The sequence below is a fragment of the Allorhizobium sonneratiae genome, from assembly GCF_023700755.1.
GTDB classification, from domain to species: Bacteria; Pseudomonadota; Alphaproteobacteria; order Rhizobiales; family Rhizobiaceae; genus Allorhizobium; species Allorhizobium sonneratiae.
On record NZ_JAMKOJ010000016.1, the window covers coordinates 1 to 17,992 of the forward strand.

Consider the following 17,992-nt stretch of genomic DNA (forward strand, 5'->3'; position numbering starts at 1 on the left):
CAGCTCTAAGGCTGGAAAACAATCTCCACCAGGACGACAACAAACGCGAAATTCTGGATTTTATAAATATCAAATAAACATAGGAGCAACGATGCAAGAAAAAATTTTGGAACAATTGGCTGACATGAGGAAGTTACTCAAATTACTTCTGGAATTACAAAAAAAGAAGGGTGGGCATCACTTCATTATCGGAAAGCTGAAGGACGATATCTCCAATTTAGAACAGCGAATTGAGCAACGGTCTCCACTTGATCTTCATCCTCACTCGAATGAATAGGCAGACGGCGACCTGCCCGCCATGACGGCATTAACAGCGCGTCATGCGCCAGCATAACCGTGAGTTAAAATTTGAAATTTCTATTATATATACATGTTATATTTATTACATATGCATGTCATACCCATCGCCTATTTATAACATGCTATTATTATTTATATAATATATGTGTGATATTGATATATCATGCATATGGTCTGCATAAATCATTTATATGTTATATATTTATCTTTGTTATAATTATGGTATACCTTTTACATACGTATTGCATATATATGGCATTGCCATGGTATTGGTATTCCTTTTATATGCCATACGTAGCGTTTTCAAATTGCATTCGCTTGGTTTTCGTATAACATATAATGCGTCATTATCAGTAACAGGGGGTGCGTATGACAATCATATCGTTTATGACGACGAAAGGGGGAGGGGGCAAAACCACAAGCGCCCTGCTGACCGCCACCATTCTGGCAGAACAAGGGGCAAGAGTTTGCGTCTTCGACGCAGACCCTAACCAGCCCATTGTTGAATGGGCAGAGACGGCAAACAAGCCAGAGAAATTGACTGTAATCGGTGACGTGACCGAGGAAAATATTCAAGAGTTGATCGAAACACATGAGCAAACAGCTCAATTCGTGATCATCGATCTTGAGGGATCAGCAAACCTCACTGCCGCGTATGCAATGGCTGTCAGCGATGCGATCCTTGTCCCCCTACAGGGGTCGAAACTGGATGCAAAAGAAGCCATCAAGACCATCAGCTTCATCAAGCGTCAGGAGAAAAACCAACGCCGAATATTGCCGACGCGGGTTTTTTGGGCGCGAATGCCTCCAGCCTATATCACGAAAGCGGCAAGGGAACTGGCCGCTCAATTTGAGGGCGCGGGTATCCAGTTTATGAATACCCGCCTGATTGAACGGGAGGCCTTTAAAGGCATCGTGAACTTCGGTCAGACACTCTCAACACTTACGAATGCTGACGTGCCAGGCTTGGATAAAGCCCGCGAGAACGCGATGACATTCGTAGCTGAATTGATTGACCTGTTGAAAAGAGATCCGACATGAAACGCATTGACCTCGATCTGTCAGACCTTGACGGTGAAAGAAAAGAAAAACCGCGTCTGACAATGGACCAGATTAACCAGGACGCCGCGGATTCTGGTTTCACCACCAGACATGCCGAAAGACATTCAAATCCGGTGGTGGTGAAAGCGGCTCAGTCAATCCGCGAGCCGATGAGGCGAGGGCGAAAGCCGTCAACCGGACGAAATACGCCCTTCAGCGTGAAGCTGAAAATGGAAACAAACAATACGATCTACCGGCTTGCGGAAGAGATGCAATGTAACGCTATTGCAGAGGTCATAGAGCGGGCCATAGCCGCGCTTGAGCGTGAATTGGCTGACAAGTAAGCCGAAGGCGCTGCCGCCGCGCAAGCCTTAGCGATCGTCACCCGAATGGGCGAAGACGCCATCGGCGGCTTCGTGCCAACGGCATAGAGCGCGCTCGCTTCTCAGAAGCGAAAGGCCCTACTGCCCCATTGCCTTTTTCACGCTTAACCGACGCGCGGCTTCACCCGGCGTCGCCAGCACCATATCGCTCTGCTTCGTATATTTTTCTTCCATGCCGGGAGGAAACCAGACGGGGACCATTGGCGAAGAGCCTTTCAGCCAAATTAGCCAGACATAATCGGTAGCGGTTGAGGATTGCGGGTCCCAAACGCCTTCAATGATGGGAACACGCTCTGAATAAAAGGCGATGAGCGTTGGTTTCTGGCACCGGAAAATGGTGTTGTACCGCTCTATTCCGGACAGAAAATTGATACGGACGAGGAAAGCCACACCTTTGCGCGCGATTTCATAGGCACGCAAAAGAAACTCCGTCGCCAGATTGAAAGGCGGATTTGTAATGATCCAGTCCGCCGATAACCAGGCTGCCTCCGGACTGAGAAAATCAATCACTGGCGCCGAAATACCCCAGTCGTTGAGATCGCTAAAATCGACGCTTTTGAACACTTCCTGTAGGGCTGGGAGCATGTGTCCTTTGCCGACTGCTGGATCGCACGCAGACTGGTTTCGTAGATCGAGGCCCATAGGCAAAAGAATTTCGTGCAGGACTGATCTGGTCGCCCACGGAGGCGTCGGGAAGAGATCGGGCGATGATATTGGTTCGTGTCGGTGATTCATGAAATGCCTGGAGGACGACATGGTTATTTCCCTTCAGAGAATTTGAATATTTCCGATCAGACAAATGATTTTTTCAGCTTCTTCCGCAATATCAGGCGCATAGGTTTTCAGAGTGATGAGGTCGGATAAGCAAAAGTGTTCCTCTTTCAAAGGAAATTTCGCTATAATATCTTGGAATTTTGGACAGGATAATTTTGATTTCTGTAGTATTTCGAGTATTACTATTTTCAGAAAGGAGGGTGTTCGATGATCGGAAAGAATTAATTCGACCGATGCGGCGATGGGTTCGACGTCATAGGGCATTCATTATCCTGTTTCAGTTTTGCATAAATAGGTAGAGCATATCAAAAAATATAACCTATCCGTGCGCAAAAAGACACCTCAAAATTCAGAAAAAGGCAAGGCGGCGGGTCACTAGCCACCGATTTTTAGACCCGCCGCCGCCAAGCCGGAAGGAGACCGAACCGGCTTTTCTCTCTTGTTGTCATGCGTACCTGGATAGGTATAAATGTTTCGGATAAGGTTCACAGCCTATACGAAATATTAAATTTTGATACCGCGCAATGAAAGCTAATTAAAGGCGTGATTTTTTTTAAAACCAAAGGGTATAAAAAATGGAAACTTCAGTTTTAGGAAGTGAACTTTCGAGAACGATTTCATTTCTTGATGAAATAAAGCGGATTGATCGGATCGATGACCTCATTCGAGCAATTTATAGAACGACCAATGGCTATGGAATCCAGAACATACTCTGTGGCTTCATGCCACGACGGGGTATGCTGCCTTCAGAGCAGATGCGGCATATTCTGATTTCGGATTGTCCGCAGGAGTGGCTAACGACCTATTTTGAGAATGGCTACCTGTTTGAAGATCCGATGATAAAGCAGTGCCGGCGCATGGAAAGCACCATTGTCTGGTCTGAAATTGCGCAGACCGGTCGGATAACGGCCAGGGAACGGTTTGTCATGGACAGAGCAAAGGAATTTGGCCTGATCGATGGGTGTACGGTTCCGCTGGTCTCTCTTGATGGCAGGGTAGGTGGATTCTCCTTTTCCGGGTCGAAGATTGACATTTCACCGGAAGCGCGGGGAGCGCTGACTTTGATCGCTACTTTTGCCTTCGGGCGCGCGATCGAGCTGACGAAATTGCCCGTGTCTGGAGAGGTGCGGTTAACAGAAAAAGAGCTGGAAGTTTTGAGATGGCTCTCTCAGGGAAAGACCGATTGGGAGACAGGGATCATCATGGGTGTGACGGCAAAAGCTATCGAGAAGCATGTCACGAATATACGCTTTAAGTTGAACGTAATGAATAGATCACACGCAATAGCTGAAGCATTCAGACGAAATCTTATAGCATAACTATAAGAAAAAAACCCGTATAGGTAGGGAAAAACCTACTGCGTCAACATCGTTCCAACCGTGAATGTAGAATTAGATTTACGGAGTTTGACGATGATTGAAATCATAACACATGAAAACATGCATCATTTCGTAGAAGAGATGCGTGAAGCGTATCGGTTGAGACATGATGTCTTTGTCGAGGAAAAAGGGTGGAAAGACCTATCCAGTCCTGACGGGCTTGAGATTGACGATTTCGACAACGAACATGCTGTTCATATGATTTGCCGGCGCGAGGGCCGTGTGGTCGGCTATCAGCGGATGTTGCCGACGACCAGGCCACATTTGCTATCATCCGTGCCAAGTTTGCGCAGACTATGCGAGAGGGATTTTCCGCAAGGTCCGCGTATCTGGGAATGGACCCGCTATTGCGTCGAGAAGGCACATCGCGAGCGTGGACGCAAGCTTTCGCCTGTCGCCAATGAATTGCTTTCTGCAATCATTGAATGGGGCATGATGCGGAACATCGATTCAATCGTGATTGAGATGGACCCGCTTTGGCTGTTGCGCCTGGTGCAGCTCAATTTCCTCGTGACACCTCTGGGTATTCCGCAAAAGATCGAAGGCGAAGACGTTGTTGCCGTTGTTGCCAAATTTGACGGGCGGACGCTCGAAATGTTGCGGACTATGCGGGGCGACGGCGCTCCCGTCCTGGTGGGTCAATCTGCTACTACAATCATGCGATATGAGGTTTGACCATGTTCGACGAGGGGATTGGCCCTGAAGGGAAAAATGAAGGAATCGACGAATGTCTCTATGTCCGCTCATCTCTTGGCGATTTGATAGATCAAGCCCGTAAATCCAAGCATTTTTTTCTGATCTATCTCCTCGGCATGGCTATGCAAGAGCTGGAGAATATTGAGCGGGGAGAACCGACACTCATCGAGTGATCAGCCTTAGATGTGATTTTTGACTGCGGAACGCATCAAAGCGATAATGCTTTTTTTGAAATTGTCGTCGTTGATCTTGATAAACAACGTGTTCAGTTCGAGAGCATCTCGGTTTGAGAGCAATTCCTTGATCTTAACGACTTCGGGAGAGGTATTCGTTTCTGCATTATCGAGTGATGGATCATCGAAGAAAAATGATGGCGGAGTGTGCAATATCCTGCATATCTCCGCCAGAACGCCGACCGACATGCGATTCTTTGCTGCCTCGTATTTCTGGAGCTGCTGAAAAGAAAGATTGAGTTGGTCACTCAACTTGTCCTGGCTCATCCCCTTCTGCGTTCGAGCCAAGCGAAGTTGATTGGCCGCATAAATATCACCAGGCAGGACATTCCTTTTGCGTTTCAACGAACTGATTTTTTTTGGTGTCTCATCTGGCATAAAAATAACCTCTCATTCACTTCAATAAATAGAGAATCGATTCAAAATAAAAATTGGTGAAGAAAAAATTGTTTCATAGATTTTCTGATACAATTTGTGCGCGTGGATCGATTGTTTGAGTTTCGTATTCGATGGATGATAGTTGCTTGATGAAAGCATGAACCGCTGATCGGGATGCTTCGGTTTGCAAGCCCACAAAAGCTTTGCAAAGCTTGATACCTTCTGATGATTGGATAAAATTATGCGTCGGATCTTCCACAAGTGTCTGAGCTGTCGCGTCTTGGTCGATATCTTGAAAGAACCATGAGATCGGCAGTCTCGTGATTTTCGAGATTTCAGCGAGACGGCTTGCAGAGGCGCGATTGGTTCCCTTTTCATATTTCTGGATTTGCTGAAATGTAATTCCAAGCGCCTTCCCCAAAGTCTCCTGGCTCATACTGCTCATCGTGCGACCTCTGCGGATGCGCGCTCCAACCAAAACGTCAACGGGGTGTGGTTTTTTGCTATTATCTTTCATATGATTGTCTCTTGATCGCTATCATTAAAGCTTAAGCCAAAGGATACTCACAACAGCAAAGCGTATCTTTATTGGATAACTTTTAGGCGAAAATTTGCCATTGATCGCCTTAAAAGTACTAACATTTAGTATCTCGATCAAGAGAAAAATTTTATTTCACAAATCGAAAATATATATCATGGGTTGATTTTTCGACTCGATTCGCATTTTATAGGGAGACCGATTTTACTAAAAAAAGTAATAGAGAAAACAGGTTAGCGACTATTGACAAATCCCGCTCCTCACTATGAAAAGTTAGGGGTTTTTATGATTGCGTTACAAAGAGCCAGGTCGTGACGGTAGCAGCTTTTGAGGATATTTCCGTGAAGGATAATAGGGACGACAAAATAACTGAGGCTGCTTTGGCTTTCGTCACCAGACAAGGACTTGATCTCGTCCCTGAAGAGGATGGACGCCCAGAGACGATCTATCGTCGAAGCGGGTTTGAAGGACATGTGAGCCTCAAAGATTTCGACCGTCGATTGGGAAAATTTCTTCAATCAGTGCGCGAGGGTTCCGGGCTTACCCAGGAGGATACGGGGCGCCTGTTCGATCTGACAAAGGTTGTCTATGGCCGATATGAAAGAGGTGAAAGCCGGCTCGATGTTCGACGACTGATCGTCTTCTGCGAAATTTTCGGAGTGAACCCGATTCATTTTTTCGTTGCTGCCGCGCCCCATTTGTTTGGGGATAGCGCCGCTGAAGCTGAAAAAAGAGCCGTGATCATGCAGAAGATTGCGGACATGCCTAACGAGCGTGTTGATATCTTGTATCAACTCCTGACAAGCATTGATTTCATGGAAAAAAAAGCAAGTCAGGATTGAGTTTTTTGCGGCGACCAAGGAATAATTGACCACCAGTTTTCATGAGCGCCGCTAACAGGCGCTAGATTGGCTTGTATGTTGAGGCTTTTAAGATGGAGTGTCCGTTTGGGCGCTCCTTTTGCATTGATGCCCAACCAAACCCCACCAATACGCTCCTTGATCGGCCCGTCATCTCGATAGACGTGGTGCGTTGGCGCCTTCGGATTTGACGGGTAGTTTGGAATAATCGTAATCGAAAAATCAATGTCACCGATCTGAAGATGCCCATGGCCGACTTCGGCGTCGATGTCAGGCCCGCGAAAGAGGATCGTGTTTTTCGTGATTGATGGCTTACCTTGCATGTTGCTGCACCAGTCCGAAAACAGAGGCCGGAAGATTGATGTTACCGCTTGCGGAGCGGTCAGTTATCGCGCGCAAATAGCCGCCGGGCGACTTAACCTGCCCTGAGCAAGTTTTTTGGAATGTCACAGCGACCGCCGTTGCGGCGGCTTGCGCCCCCATGCGGTGGATGGCTTGATCGCGGGCGTCAATCGATATGCCGGCGACCACGCACATTTTTGGCATGAGTTGGGCCAGGTCGGCCCAACTGCTCGGCGCGCGCAACCCGAACGTTTCCAATGATGGCCGGATCGCCGCTATAAGATCGCTCAAACCGGGGAGGTTGGTTGATTGCCCCTGTTTAGGCTTGCCCTGCCTCGGCGTTTCGATCAGGCTTTTTTCATAAGCCCTTCTGGCGTAGCCAGACTGGACAAGTTCTGGTGAGCCGTTAGGCTCACGCCGCTTATCATTACTATCGATTTGATGTGGGGTTGTAATATGTATGTGCTTGTCAAAATTGGCGGGTGTGCATGTCATATGTGCCATATTTTTGCCAAATATGGTGCGTGTCAGCCACTCAATGAGCATGATAGCGCGCTTGATTATCGACGTCTCCGCGCCCGCAGCGTGCGCTACAAGCGCATTGATTTTTTCATATCGAGATTCCAGTCTGCGGGCGATGTGGGCCGGTGCGGATTGGAGGGCCGCCCGGAAGTTTCGGCGTGCGCCGCTGAGCTGTCGCTTTAAAGCCTGACGCGCGGTATGTTCCGCTTTCGCGGCTCTGATCGCAGACATGAGTTCGTCATGTCTGATCATCAAGATTTTGAGATTGATGCCGCACCCATCCGCCTCACCCTTTCCAGCATGACGCTTGTAATTGCCCGAATCCTTCATCGTGATCAGTCCGCAATCGATAAGCGATGAGAGTATCCGGCTGATCGACCGTTCGCTGCGGCCCGCTTCCATCGCGAGGGCACGGTTCGATTTGAAAACGATTGGAGGTTCGCTACCTGGGCGAAAGCTTTCAGCCGGCACGGCGTTGATGATTTTTAGAAGGACAAATGCCTCTGTCGAGTTGACCATGCCAATAGAGGGCAATTCTTGACACAAGATAGCGAGTTGTCCCCTCGTCAGGGGGGGGGTAGTTCGCTTTTGTGCCATTTCAAGATAGTGCGCACGCTCGGAAGTAAGTTTCCTCGCCTTTGAGTATCGATTATTGATATCGTCTCGCAATTTCTGACCCCTTATTTTAAGGACACGTCAGGCAAAGCTTCGCCGATCACCGGAACGGTGTTTTTTATATTGACATTTAGAAGGGGAACTGCGATACAGAATTCGGTTTTAAATTTTTGCTTTTTTCGCAGCGCCGCTTCTGAACTTTGTTCCGGAGCGGTTTTCTTTTTCTGGGTGTCTTGATCCTCTTTGTTTTAGCTGCCCGAATCGGGCTGAGAGCATCAAAAAATATACCCCTCGACGCCCCTAGCAGCAAACGTGCTTATTTTTTGATAATCGACTCTCCATAGCTTTGTCCAGACCAAAGAGTCATCCTATTGATATGTAATGATAACTTTCGTGTCGCCTGATACGTGCAGTATCAAAAAGAGTTCTAATGAACGATTCCTGAGTCTCAAATCCTGCTATGATTTGGAGCCAGTCTCTTTAAGAGCGCGATAAATCGTCATCCTGGAAACACCCAACTGCCTCGCCAAGTTTGCTTTGGTGGTTCCTGAAGCGATGCGTTTGCGGATCTCATCGTCATTGACCGCCTTCTTGCGGCCCTTGTAAACACCCAAGGCTTTTGCAGCTTCAACGCCTGCCCTCTGTCGATCCTTGATGAACTTCAGCTCCATATCCGCCACCATGCCAAGGATCGTGATGACCATTCGGCCCATGTCGCCAGCAGTGGAAATTTCAGGTTCGAGGACGCGCAAGGCGGCGCGCTTTTCATCTAGTTCATGGACGATGTTCAGAACATCGCGGGTCGAACGCCCGAGGCGATCAAGACGCAACACAACCAGCTCATCCCCAGCATGAAGAAACTGCAAGATCGTTTCCAGTTCTGAGCGCCCCTGTCTCGAACTGCCCGATCCGGTTTCGGACCTGATAACTTGGCAACCGGCAGTCTTCAGCCGTTCGATCTGGATGGAAAGGTCCTGCTCTGAGGTGCTGACGCGGGCGTATCCAATGCGAGCCATGCCGAATCCGTAACATTAGAGTGGTTTCGCATATGTAGCGTAACTTTTAGGGTTAGCATATCCATATGTGACACTGAAGAATGTCACATTCGCATGTAACGAATGGGTATACTCAAAGGTGACATTGCCCGCACGGCTGGCGATATCGGTGGCCGGCTTTAGGTAGCATATCGCCCCTCCCGCAAACGGCCACCTGTTGCGAAAACCGCTAGGCTTTAGACGCAGACCAATCAAAAATAGAACTGCGAAATATTATCGCCTAAAAGCAGAATATTCCCGATCAGTGAACTACCCGATATAGTGGTTTTGACGAGAAAATATCATATTTTGATGCCAGACAAAAAAGATGAGTGGAGCAAACATTCATTTTTACGCAGCCTCAATTTCGATCTAAACAATTGATATATATATATATTATTAGTTTAAATCTGCGTTAAATTCTGATTTTTCAATTGTTGATTATTTTTTTAACACGCCCTATAGAGCTAAAAAGTTACTTTTTTTAATAACAGGCGGTTATCATCATGGCGGCAAGGCATGCAATCAAAAAGGCTCTACTCTCAACAGCAGCAATCATTATCACAGGCCAATCCGCGATCGCAGGTACTCAGGAGGTTGACATACCGGTCAGCAGTCAAGCATCGGGTTGGTTCTGCTCTATGGGTCTTGAGGGAAATATTGGAAATGGGAATACATTTTACGTCAATCCAAACGGACAACACGATAATATTGCCTCATGCATCAATCTTGATACTATAAATCAAACTTCAACAAATACGTCTAACCTACAAAATCAGGTTAACAGCCTGACAAGCGACACTAACAATAAAATTAATACAATAAATAATAACATATCATCTTTAAGTGGAAGTGTTAACGACCTTTCGAATCAATATAATAATATAAATACAGTCGTAAATAACCTTAAATCGCAACAAGATAGTTTCTCGACAAGCTTGAATAATTTGAGCTCTACAGTTAACAGCCTGTCAGGAACAGTTTCAAGTCAACAAAAAAGCATCGACAACCTTACAAATCAGCAAAATATAAACACGAATAATATTACAAGCTTAACAAATCGCGTAACAGTCAATGAAGGAAATATCTCAGAGCTACAGTATCAAATGAATAACGGAATTAAAAACGTTACGCGGAACACACAGAATATCAATACAATATTTTCGCAACTCGGCACTGATGAAGGCAACATTTCGTCATTGACATCTCGAATGTCAACGGCAGAGGACAATATTAAAAGCCTCGGGGTTAGTGAAGCCGCAACTGAATCGAATGTAGAATCATTGCAGTCTCAGCTTTCTGCCACGTCTAGCAATTTGGCTGCCACAAGCACTACTGTTTCAAAGCAGCAGGCGGAACTTGCCACACACGACGGCGAGATTTCCTCGCTGCAATCGACGTCGGCCACGCAGCAGAACGAGATCGAAGCGAACTCGTCGGGCGTGGCCCAGAACGCGAGCGACCTTTCCGGCCTGAAGACAACCACGGCCAACCTGCTGGCGGAACTCGACAAGCACGACGGCGAGATTTCCTCGCTGCAATCGACGACGGCCACGCAGCAGAACGAGATCGATGCGAACACGAAGGGCGTGGCCCAGAACGCGAGCGGCATATCCGGCCTGAAGGCAACCACAGCCAACCAGCAGGCGGAACGCGACAAGCACGACGGCGAGATTTCCTCGCTGTCATCGTCGTAGGCCACTGATCTTAACGTGTTCGATGCGAACACGAAGGGCGGTGCCCAGTACGCGAGCGACATTTCCGGCCTGAAGACAACCCCGGCCAACCAGCAGGCGGAACTCGACAAGCACGACGGCGAGATTTCCTCGCTGGAAACGGGGGCCGCCAGCCAGTCAACAGAATTGGCCAATCATGAAGCCCGCATAAAAACTGTAGAAACCGATGTTAGCAACCTGCAAGCATCGTCACAAACGCAGCAGGCGGAACTCGACAAGCATGATGGCGAGATTACTGCATTGCAGTCCACCGCAACGACACAGCAAGGAGAGATTGATAAAAATTCTCAAGATATAAACTACAATTCAGACAAGATAAACACTCTTGATAATACCGCAGTCAAATACAATACTGATACATCAGGAAACAAGACGGGTGGAATTACATTTAATGATTCCACTGGAAAGGCGGTTTTGCTGAGCAATGTTGCATCTGGTGTGGACTCTGACGATGCGGTTAATGTCGCCCAGTTGCAAACAACCGTATCAGCTCTTGGTGGTGGGGCTCACATTAATGGTGATGGATCGATAACAGCACCAACCTATACTGTTGCCGGGCAAAGCTACAATAATGTAGGGGACGCCCTGGCTGAGACAAACAAGGTCTCGGTGCAATACGACACGGACAGCAGCGGCAACCGCCTCAACTCAATCAGTCTCTCGGGCAGCGCGAGCGGGCCGGTGGCAATTCATAACGTTGCCGATGGCACCGAATTGAGCGATGCCGCAACCGTTCGGCAGGTCGCGATATCCGAGCTCTCGTCCTTCTACTACACGGATCAGCGCGTTGAACAAATGCAGGCTGAAAATCAGCAGCGGTTTGCTCAACTGTCCGGTGAGATTGCACAGTCGCGTGGTGAGGCGCGTGGGGGCATTGCATCGGCTATGGCGATGGCCGCACTTCGTTTTGACCCCCGACCAGGCAAGCTTTCCTTTGCGAGCGGCATCGGCTCATTCAAAGGGTCTTCATCAATCGTTGCCGGCATTGGCTACACCTCGGAAGAAGGAAACTTCCGGGTGAATGCCTCGGTGTCTCACTCGATGGCAACGCAGGACACGTCATTCAACGCGGGCTTGTCCTTCACACTCAACTGAATATATTCAAAAGGAAATGTATTGTGAAAAGAAGTCTTATCGCACTCGGTCTGCTCACTCTCGGCGCAACCTCTGGCTATGCAGAGGAAGCCGCAAAAATTCCACCCATGGCGGCGCTTGTCAGCGCAAAAGAGAAGGTTGAGCCAGGCGACCTTATGAGCCTGCAACGCGGATTCAATGCCTGGGCCGTGCGCTGCGACATTCGGCTATCTACCAACAAAAGGCTGTGCGCCCTGCAACAGTTTGTCGGCAGGGACAATCATCTTGTGCTGTGGCGGATTTCGCAGACAGCAACCGGCAAGCTCTTTGTCGTTGTGTCGGTTGGACCGGATTTCGACAACCGCAAACCGATGACCATTTCCTTCAAATCCGTCGATAAACGGATTGAGCCGAATGATTGGACCTGCGGCAAGACGGGCTGCATTGCAGGGTTCGAGTTCACACCGGTCATTCAAACGGCGATTTCGTCATCAAGTCAGGTGAAATTTTCGTATTTCGTAAAAGACCAGGCAGGACAACAGGCGCCAGTGTCCATTGATGGATCGATGGACGGCTTCAATGAGGCCATTGCAGCAGCAACGAATCCCTTCGCCCGCTTTGACAGTAAAGGAAAGCCGGTGAAGGGCGAGGAACACCAAAAAGCAGAAGTGAAAGAGCCGCATAAACCGGCAAGGAAAGAGGCTCGGGTAGAGCGATCAATGCCGAAAATTCCTCTGAATTGAAAAAAAGCCCGCTATTGCGGGCTTTTTACTAGGTGATTGGCGGCAGGAACCGGAAGGATGATTGCCGCCAGGAGACGACGGAGCAAGCTCTGCTTGGGCGGCTGAACAACCTCGATCTGCGACCGCTCGTCATTGGTGCAGACTACGAACGATCTCAGGCGGTTCATTGCCTCCGTGAAATGGCCGGAGAGTTCGGACCTTCGGCGCATGCCGATTTCCCATCGTTGTTCATTGCGACGTTTCAGCGAATGGTCCGAAAAATGACCATCGGTTGGCGTGCAGTTCGCAAATGCCTTCCAACATTTTTTCGTCATTCGGATATGCGTTTTCATGAATGAAACAAAGTCCGACTGCCAATCGTAGGTGTCTGGCAAAGCACCCGATTGAACGAGGTCAAAAACCAGCTCGCTGTAAGCGTTCAGGCGTTCGACAAACTTCACCACTTCCTTTGCAGCATAGTTGTGATCTCCTCTCGACAGGCATTGCACCAACAAGAGGTCGTCGAGATTAACGACCGCCTTGAAGAAAGTGGCGTCAACGAGAACTGCGTTTTCAGTCAGGGTCGCAACGGTCATGATACTCTCCTTTTTCCCGCGAAGCGGCCTTTCCCCGAAGGGGTAAGGGCCGGCCCTTACCCCCGAGTTCGCGCGGAGCAGCGGGAGGGAAGGGGACAAGGGGAAAATCGGGAGGGGGATCACCCACCCGGAGGGCGGCGCTTTAGCGCCGTGCTGCACGACTGGAGCGAAGCGGAAGAAGGAAGCATGGGGAGACCCGATTTTCCCCTTGTGGGGAAGGGAGGGCAGAGCCTTCCTTTCCCTTCTACTGAAAAGGTCTGCGAAGCAGTCAATCCGAGAGGCAAAGCCTCTCCATCCCCTTTCCCGCCAGCGTCGATCACGGCCCTGCAGGGCCGTGAGCAGCCGGCTCGGTCTGGCCGGTGCAGCCAGGCGCGCAAGAGGGCGCTGCCGGCGCACGATCTTGCGGGGCCTGTCTCGCCCTGCCCTTTGAATCTCGGCCGAGATCTCGCACGAGATTGCGACCGAGATTGCGGCATGGGTCGGCGGGCGGGTCGGGCGCGATCTTCGCAGAAGATCCGCGCCGATCCGCGACCGGGGTTGCCCCTTCTGACGAACGCGCCGCTGCGCGGCGTCGTCGGCGGAAGGATGGAATGAAGAGCATCGGAGAAATCAGCATAGCGGCCCGCCTATGGCGGGGATTTCGGGCATTCTCGATGAGCGCGGGCGCGATCAGGCCAGCCGCAGGAGCCTGAGCATAGCGGTCTGCCACAGGCAGACAGGCGGGACCGACTGGACAGCGACGGCGCTTGCCGCTTGGTTTCCCACAAGGCTTCGGCAATCCCTACGGCGCAACCTTACGGGCGCGGGTTGCCTTCGCCTGCTGCGCGCGCCGCAACGCGGCGGCTCCGGCCTCAACGAGCTGCTCCCGCAGCTCTAAGGCTGGAAAACAATCTCCACCAGGACGACAAGAAAAAACCCGGAGAATCCGGGTTTTGAAGTCAGTAGTTTAGATTAAAATAAAATCTCTGTTTTACACCATTATTATCTGAAATATCATAATAATATGGATCATCTCTTTTCGCGCGTTCCATTTGTTGTAATGGGTGTTCGCAATCGAGACTGACGCCATGTCGTCGATCTCCTTCCCGTTGATAGAGATTTGATGTGCAGCCGGTGCGCGGGATGATGCAAAGACTTGGTTTAACGCCCTGCGAATTTTTCGAATTGTCATTAGCATAGCCAATAACCCATCCTGTCGGGCAGTCTGCATATTCCTCATATCCCGGCTTACCGGTCCCGGCTTCAGTGCAGATTGGCCACGAGAAGTTAAATCCTACCATCGCGGCGATGAGCTTATGCATAGGTGCAAGGCAGTATGGGATTCCATGCCAGTCAGGAGCAGACGCAGCCGAACACAAGAGGACCTGACACCCCCATGATGCATCATCCGCTCTTGCGACGTTTGGCGCCGATGAACTTGCCATCAATGCGGATGCGATGAGATAACGCAGAAGCTTTTTCATGATTTACCGCTCCGTGGTATAGGGCCTGTTTCGGGCGTCGCTGAAGGCAGGGGAGATTTCACTTTGACGTTCATTCAAAAGATGAAGGTCAGCGATCGGCTGGCGCGTCAGGGTTTTATCGACGGCCTTTTTCCGCCATTCGGCCATGTCGAGTACATAGGTTGACCAGATTCCATATCTTTTCGTCATGGCGTTGTTTTGAGCGAGGAGATAGGAGGATTTGGTGGGAAACGATACGTCCAGTTTTGCCAATCCGACACGTAGCATTTCGAGCCCTAAATCTTTGCCGCTTGCTTCGCATATTGCCTGCTCAGGCTTGTTCTGGTCGTGAGGCAGAACTGTGCAATGAACCGGCTGATTGTTGATTGCGCGTCGCAACCATGCTTTTGCTAGCGCCCCGCACGGCATTGGTTCGGAATGTCTTCCTTCTTGAATCGATCCTGGCCGGATCGACCATTGCGGCAACTCGCAAGTATCGATCGGGTATAAGCGAAGGGTTTGGTGGATCGAAGGAAAATAGAGTGTTCGACCATCGATGACGGATGGATATCCACTGATAGAGGTTGTCGGCGCCGGTGGGAAATATGCTGGATCTTGTGGCAAATGAACGAGGTCAGCCGCTAATGCCGGATTGGTGAAAAGCAAAGCGATTGGTAAAAGAAACTGCTTTAATTTCATTTTTTGACCCTTTCGGCCTGGAAGGCAAGCTTTGACAAGATGACAGATGGATGAGGGAAATCGGGGAATTGCCAAAGACCGGATTTTTTTTGGCGAGCGGTCTGTTCGGCCACTGCGTAGGTCGGGACGTAGGGCAAGCCTTCAATGTTGAGGGCCGTGAATGCGAAGCCAGAGGTAATCATTACGTTGGCTAGATCGAGAATTTCGTTTGCAACGCGGATATAGCAGACAACGTAGGTGATTTTTTCCTCCTTGATCAGAGGTGCGCATTGCGGATGACCATCGGCAATATAGGCGGCCAGCATGGCAAGAGACGCATTTCCGCAATCCTGCTTATGACCGGCTTTATCCGTGTAAGCGGTCCCTCTCAGGCAACTTTGGATGCCGTAAATTCTGTATCTTTGCCCGTCGAGGCGCCAAGTATCGCCGCTTTCGAGCGTGACAGTAGGTGGTACATCGAAATAGCCAGCCTGGGCGGCATTAGCGGCATGAGCCGCCGTGAATATTCCAATGGCAACGGTCAAAGCTCGTTTGATCATTTCTGAAACCTCGGGTCTTGCCACAGACCATATTTGCCTTTGCGGCCAATATTTTCAGCTTTAGCGAGATCGGGACGGATCGGGCGACCGTCCTTATTGCGGTCCAGTTCCATCGCACCGATGGAAACAAGCTGTTCCTCGATCATATCGACAGAATCCATGCTGCCGGGAAAATAGGTGTAAGCGTAGCAGGTTGCGTCTTTTGTCTTTGAATTTTCCTCGCTGACAAACGCAAGGCAGTAGATCACGGGAGCCGACTTCAGGATCGTTTTCAGCTGATCGACCGCATAATCATCGCATGATCCGCTGTATCCCTCTTTGATATTAACCAAATCGCCTTTGCACGGATGCAAACCGTATAAGTTAATATCAGCGCTTTTATTAATGGCAATTTTCCCCGGACCATCAGCATTAAACGGAGAATTTGACGTATAACCAACTCTCTTTGATGCGTTATTGTTATTGTTATAGTACTCTATAACAATAACAAATTTTCCGGGACTCACAAGAGACTTTATATAATTCTTATTTATATTCGCCGCATGCCCATTGCTCATTGCTGCCATTAGCAATCCCATGGTGAGCAAGATTTTTTTTGTGATCATTTTACAGCCTCCGGCGAAAAGTCGCCTTTTTTGATATCCATAGCATTCCATTTCCATTTTTTTTGTGTATTTAGTATCAAAATAAGATGTCAATCAATCTGTTTTTTGAGTTGGCGAATTACTCCGGCATGGGTTTACCGAACATGATAATGCGTAGGCGATCCGATAACAGACAAGTAGCTTGGCCTGGTCTTGTCTTTGCGACCTCTGCCATGTGCATTGGCATTTTCCAACCATCCTCAGCCTTTACCGCCGAAACATCGAATGTTGCCCCTTTCGTCGTTCCGCTTCCTTCCAGCCGTCCGGTTGTGCAGAGCGAGTGCGGTCCGTCGCCCTTATCTCCAGAGGAGGTTCGATCCATCATTATCGCCAAGGCGGCGAAATATGGGGTCGATCCTAAATTCGCATTAGCTGTGGGTTATTCGGAAAGCCGATTCGGGCTTGCCCGTGACAGCAAGGCCGGCGCTCGGGGGGAAATGCAGCTTATTCCTGCAACGGCAAGCCGGTATGGCGTCAGCGATATTTGCGATCCAGAAAGCAATATCGACGCTTCAATGCGTTATATTAAGGACCTTTTCGTGAAGTTCAAAGATCCGGTTCTCGTCGCCGCTGCTTATAACAGTGGAGAAGGTAGCGTTTATCAATATAAAGGCGTCCCTCCTTTCAAAGAAACATTAAATTATGTTTCAAAGATATTGAATTATCAGATTAACAATGAATTATTAGACGATAATAATAAATATAAACAAGTAAACAACCAAAATAAATCTGCTGCCTTTGTCGGAATTGGACAGGGTGATCCGACGAACGGGTTTGTCGGCGGCGTTTGGAACTTTTAAAATCAAGGAGAAATAAATGTTTCTGAAACTTAAAAAGCTGGCTCGCAGCAAGCATGTTCAATTTTTGGGTGCTTGCTCCATTCTTTTCCTGTCTCAATCAAGCCTTGCTTTAGCCGCGGATACTAGCGGCTTCTCTCCAATCGTGAACTCATTGAACACGGTTATTACGTTTCTTTCCGGCTCCTTTGCACAGTTAGCCGGCACTCTGGCGATTATTACCGTGGGCGTATCGTGGCTCGTTGGCCGCCTCAATTTGGCTCACGCTCTGCAAATTGCGATTGGGATTGCAATTCTCATTGGAGCGCCGACAATATTTAACACTATCGCACCGGCATTAAGTGGTCAATAATGATAAAAGATCAAGAAAAACCACACACAAATTCAGTTGTGATCGGCCTAACGGCCGATCCCAATATATTTGGAATACCATATTCTGCATTTATTGTTATATTTCTAATAACATTCGTTGCTTGGATTGATATAAAAAGCTTCTATTGCTTTTTTATTTCACCAGTAATTTACTTCCTACTACTTATTGCATGTACGAAAGACAAAAATATAATAAATATTTTTGTAGTTTACGTATCGAAAATTTCCATATCCCAAAACAAGTCCTTCTGGGGCGGCAATTCTTATGGTGCCTGA

General features: G+C 48.8%; 26 protein-coding genes. 14 read left to right on the forward strand and 12 right to left on the reverse strand.

Translation table 11 applies throughout. The annotated features are described in order from the left end of the window. The 3 genes from NAC44_RS20430 to NAC44_RS20440 all read left to right on the forward strand — a co-directional run. Nucleotides 1-277: hypothetical protein (locus tag NAC44_RS20430; protein ID WP_250943441.1), on the forward strand; the 277-nt coding region annotated here is incomplete at its 5' end. A 392-nt stretch (nt 278-669) separates the two neighbouring features. After that, complete coding sequence (locus NAC44_RS20435; RefSeq protein WP_250943442.1) at nt 670-1,341, forward strand: ParA family protein; 672 nt, start codon at nt 670-672, stop codon at nt 1,339-1,341. Further along, nucleotides 1,338-1,685: a hypothetical protein gene (locus NAC44_RS20440; protein ID WP_250943444.1), complete on the forward strand. Its 348-nt coding sequence runs from the start codon at nt 1,338-1,340 to the stop codon at nt 1,683-1,685. The genes NAC44_RS20435 and NAC44_RS20440 overlap by 4 nt, the downstream gene beginning before the upstream one ends. A gap of 117 nt (nt 1,686-1,802) precedes the next feature. Here NAC44_RS20440 and NAC44_RS20445 read toward each other — a convergent pair whose 3' ends face one another. Beyond that, nucleotides 1,803-2,309, reverse strand: a complete 507-nt coding sequence (locus NAC44_RS20445; RefSeq protein WP_250943446.1) for a methyltransferase — start codon at nt 2,307-2,309, stop codon at nt 1,803-1,805. A 183-nt stretch (nt 2,310-2,492) separates the two neighbouring features. Continuing rightward, the gene (locus tag NAC44_RS20450; RefSeq protein ID WP_250943448.1) at nt 2,493-2,762 is read right to left on the reverse strand and encodes a hypothetical protein; all 270 of its coding nucleotides are present in this window, start codon (nt 2,760-2,762) and stop codon (nt 2,493-2,495) included. Nucleotides 2,763-3,073: 311 nt separating this feature from the next. Between NAC44_RS20450 and NAC44_RS20455 the strand changes: the two genes are divergently transcribed. The 3 genes from NAC44_RS20455 (at nt 3,074) to NAC44_RS20465 (ending at nt 4,746) form a co-directional block, all read left to right on the forward strand. Continuing rightward, nucleotides 3,074-3,817 (forward strand): helix-turn-helix transcriptional regulator, encoded by a 744-nt coding sequence (locus NAC44_RS20455; RefSeq protein WP_250943450.1) that lies wholly within the window; start codon nt 3,074-3,076, stop codon nt 3,815-3,817. A 93-nt stretch (nt 3,818-3,910) separates the two neighbouring features. After that, a complete protein-coding gene (locus NAC44_RS20460; protein ID WP_250943452.1) occupies nt 3,911-4,552 on the forward strand; it encodes an acyl-homoserine-lactone synthase in 642 nt (213 codons plus the stop codon). 2 nt (nt 4,553-4,554) lie between these two features. Further along, the gene (locus tag NAC44_RS20465) at nt 4,555-4,746 is read left to right on the forward strand and encodes a hypothetical protein (RefSeq protein ID WP_250943454.1); all 192 of its coding nucleotides are present in this window, start codon (nt 4,555-4,557) and stop codon (nt 4,744-4,746) included. Nucleotides 4,747-4,752: 6 nt separating this feature from the next. Here NAC44_RS20465 and NAC44_RS20470 read toward each other — a convergent pair whose 3' ends face one another. Both NAC44_RS20470 and NAC44_RS20475 read right to left on the reverse strand, forming a co-directional pair. Continuing rightward, on the reverse strand, nt 4,753-5,184 hold the full coding sequence (locus tag NAC44_RS20470) for a helix-turn-helix domain-containing protein (RefSeq protein WP_250943456.1): 432 nt from the start codon (nt 5,182-5,184) through the stop codon (nt 4,753-4,755). Between the two features lie 73 nt (nt 5,185-5,257). Then, on the reverse strand, nt 5,258-5,701 hold the full coding sequence (locus NAC44_RS20475; RefSeq protein WP_250943458.1) for a helix-turn-helix domain-containing protein: 444 nt from the start codon (nt 5,699-5,701) through the stop codon (nt 5,258-5,260). Nucleotides 5,702-6,033: 332 nt separating this feature from the next. Here NAC44_RS20475 and NAC44_RS21385 point away from each other — a divergent pair, with 332 nt between their 5' ends. Next, nucleotides 6,034-6,564 carry a helix-turn-helix domain-containing protein gene (locus NAC44_RS21385; RefSeq protein ID WP_250943460.1) on the forward strand — a complete coding sequence of 177 codons (531 nt, stop codon included), beginning with the start codon at nt 6,034-6,036 and terminating at the stop codon, nt 6,562-6,564. On the opposite strand, the gene NAC44_RS20485 is transcribed toward NAC44_RS21385, so the two are convergent. From NAC44_RS20485 to NAC44_RS20495, 3 genes are all read right to left on the reverse strand, one after another. Continuing rightward, nucleotides 6,555-6,905, reverse strand: a complete 351-nt coding sequence (locus NAC44_RS20485) for a hypothetical protein (RefSeq protein WP_250943462.1) — start codon at nt 6,903-6,905, stop codon at nt 6,555-6,557. The genes NAC44_RS21385 and NAC44_RS20485 overlap by 10 nt on opposite strands. Further along, nucleotides 6,895-8,115: a replication initiation protein RepC gene (gene repC, locus NAC44_RS20490; protein ID WP_274706986.1), complete on the reverse strand. Its 1,221-nt coding sequence runs from the start codon at nt 8,113-8,115 to the stop codon at nt 6,895-6,897. Before repC ends, NAC44_RS20485 begins: the two co-directional genes overlap by 11 nt. Nucleotides 8,116-8,519: 404 nt before the next feature. Continuing rightward, nucleotides 8,520-9,077 carry a recombinase family protein gene (locus tag NAC44_RS20495; protein WP_250943464.1) on the reverse strand — a complete coding sequence of 186 codons (558 nt, stop codon included), beginning with the start codon at nt 9,075-9,077 and terminating at the stop codon, nt 8,520-8,522. A gap of 524 nt (nt 9,078-9,601) precedes the next feature. On the opposite strand from NAC44_RS20495, the gene NAC44_RS20500 reads away from it, so the two are divergent. Genes NAC44_RS20500 through NAC44_RS20510 form a run of 3 tightly spaced genes read left to right on the forward strand, consistent with a single transcriptional unit; the run spans nt 9,602 to nt 12,648 of the window. Beyond that, on the forward strand, nt 9,602-10,792 hold the full coding sequence (locus NAC44_RS20500) for a hypothetical protein (RefSeq protein ID WP_250943466.1): 1,191 nt from the start codon (nt 9,602-9,604) through the stop codon (nt 10,790-10,792). Between the two features lie 15 nt (nt 10,793-10,807). After that, nucleotides 10,808-11,926 (forward strand): YadA-like family protein, encoded by a 1,119-nt coding sequence (locus NAC44_RS21390; protein ID WP_250943469.1) that lies wholly within the window; start codon nt 10,808-10,810, stop codon nt 11,924-11,926. A gap of 23 nt (nt 11,927-11,949) precedes the next feature. After that, complete coding sequence (locus NAC44_RS20510; protein ID WP_250943471.1) at nt 11,950-12,648, forward strand: invasion associated locus B family protein; 699 nt, start codon at nt 11,950-11,952, stop codon at nt 12,646-12,648. A gap of 11 nt (nt 12,649-12,659) precedes the next feature. Here NAC44_RS20510 and NAC44_RS20515 read toward each other — a convergent pair whose 3' ends face one another. Continuing rightward, nucleotides 12,660-13,223, reverse strand: coding sequence for a hypothetical protein (locus NAC44_RS20515; RefSeq protein WP_250943473.1), 564 nt, complete (start codon nt 13,221-13,223; stop codon nt 12,660-12,662). A gap of 628 nt (nt 13,224-13,851) precedes the next feature. Between NAC44_RS20515 and NAC44_RS20520 the strand changes: the two genes are divergently transcribed. After that, nucleotides 13,852-14,100: a hypothetical protein gene (locus tag NAC44_RS20520; protein ID WP_250943475.1), complete on the forward strand. Its 249-nt coding sequence runs from the start codon at nt 13,852-13,854 to the stop codon at nt 14,098-14,100. Between the two features lie 61 nt (nt 14,101-14,161). Here the strand turns inward: NAC44_RS20520 and NAC44_RS20525 are convergent, their stop codons facing one another. Genes NAC44_RS20525 through NAC44_RS20540 form a run of 4 tightly spaced genes read right to left on the reverse strand, consistent with a single transcriptional unit; the run spans nt 14,162 to nt 16,508 of the window. Then, nucleotides 14,162-14,686 carry a hypothetical protein gene (locus NAC44_RS20525; protein ID WP_250943477.1) on the reverse strand — a complete coding sequence of 175 codons (525 nt, stop codon included), beginning with the start codon at nt 14,684-14,686 and terminating at the stop codon, nt 14,162-14,164. A gap of 3 nt (nt 14,687-14,689) precedes the next feature. After that, entirely contained in the window at nt 14,690-15,364 is a 675-nt protein-coding gene (locus NAC44_RS20530; protein WP_250943480.1) for a thermonuclease family protein, read from the reverse strand. Further along, nucleotides 15,361-15,900 carry a thermonuclease family protein gene (locus NAC44_RS20535; protein WP_250943504.1) on the reverse strand — a complete coding sequence of 180 codons (540 nt, stop codon included), beginning with the start codon at nt 15,898-15,900 and terminating at the stop codon, nt 15,361-15,363. The genes NAC44_RS20530 and NAC44_RS20535 overlap by 4 nt, the downstream gene beginning before the upstream one ends. Beyond that, nucleotides 15,900-16,508 (reverse strand): hypothetical protein, encoded by a 609-nt coding sequence (locus tag NAC44_RS20540; protein WP_250943482.1) that lies wholly within the window; start codon nt 16,506-16,508, stop codon nt 15,900-15,902. Before NAC44_RS20540 ends, NAC44_RS20535 begins: the two co-directional genes overlap by 1 nt. Nucleotides 16,509-16,594: 86 nt before the next feature. On the opposite strand from NAC44_RS20540, the gene NAC44_RS20545 reads away from it, so the two are divergent. Genes NAC44_RS20545 through NAC44_RS21470 form a run of 3 tightly spaced genes read left to right on the forward strand, consistent with a single transcriptional unit; the run spans nt 16,595 to nt 17,992 of the window. After that, nucleotides 16,595-17,347, forward strand: coding sequence for a lytic transglycosylase domain-containing protein (locus NAC44_RS20545; protein WP_250943484.1), 753 nt, complete (start codon nt 16,595-16,597; stop codon nt 17,345-17,347). A gap of 16 nt (nt 17,348-17,363) precedes the next feature. Further along, nucleotides 17,364-17,696, forward strand: coding sequence for a TrbC/VirB2 family protein (locus tag NAC44_RS20550; RefSeq protein WP_250943486.1), 333 nt, complete (start codon nt 17,364-17,366; stop codon nt 17,694-17,696). Next, nucleotides 17,696-17,992 (forward strand): VirB3 family type IV secretion system protein, encoded by a 297-nt coding sequence (locus NAC44_RS21470; RefSeq protein ID WP_420840005.1) that lies wholly within the window; start codon nt 17,696-17,698, stop codon nt 17,990-17,992. The genes NAC44_RS20550 and NAC44_RS21470 overlap by 1 nt, the downstream gene beginning before the upstream one ends.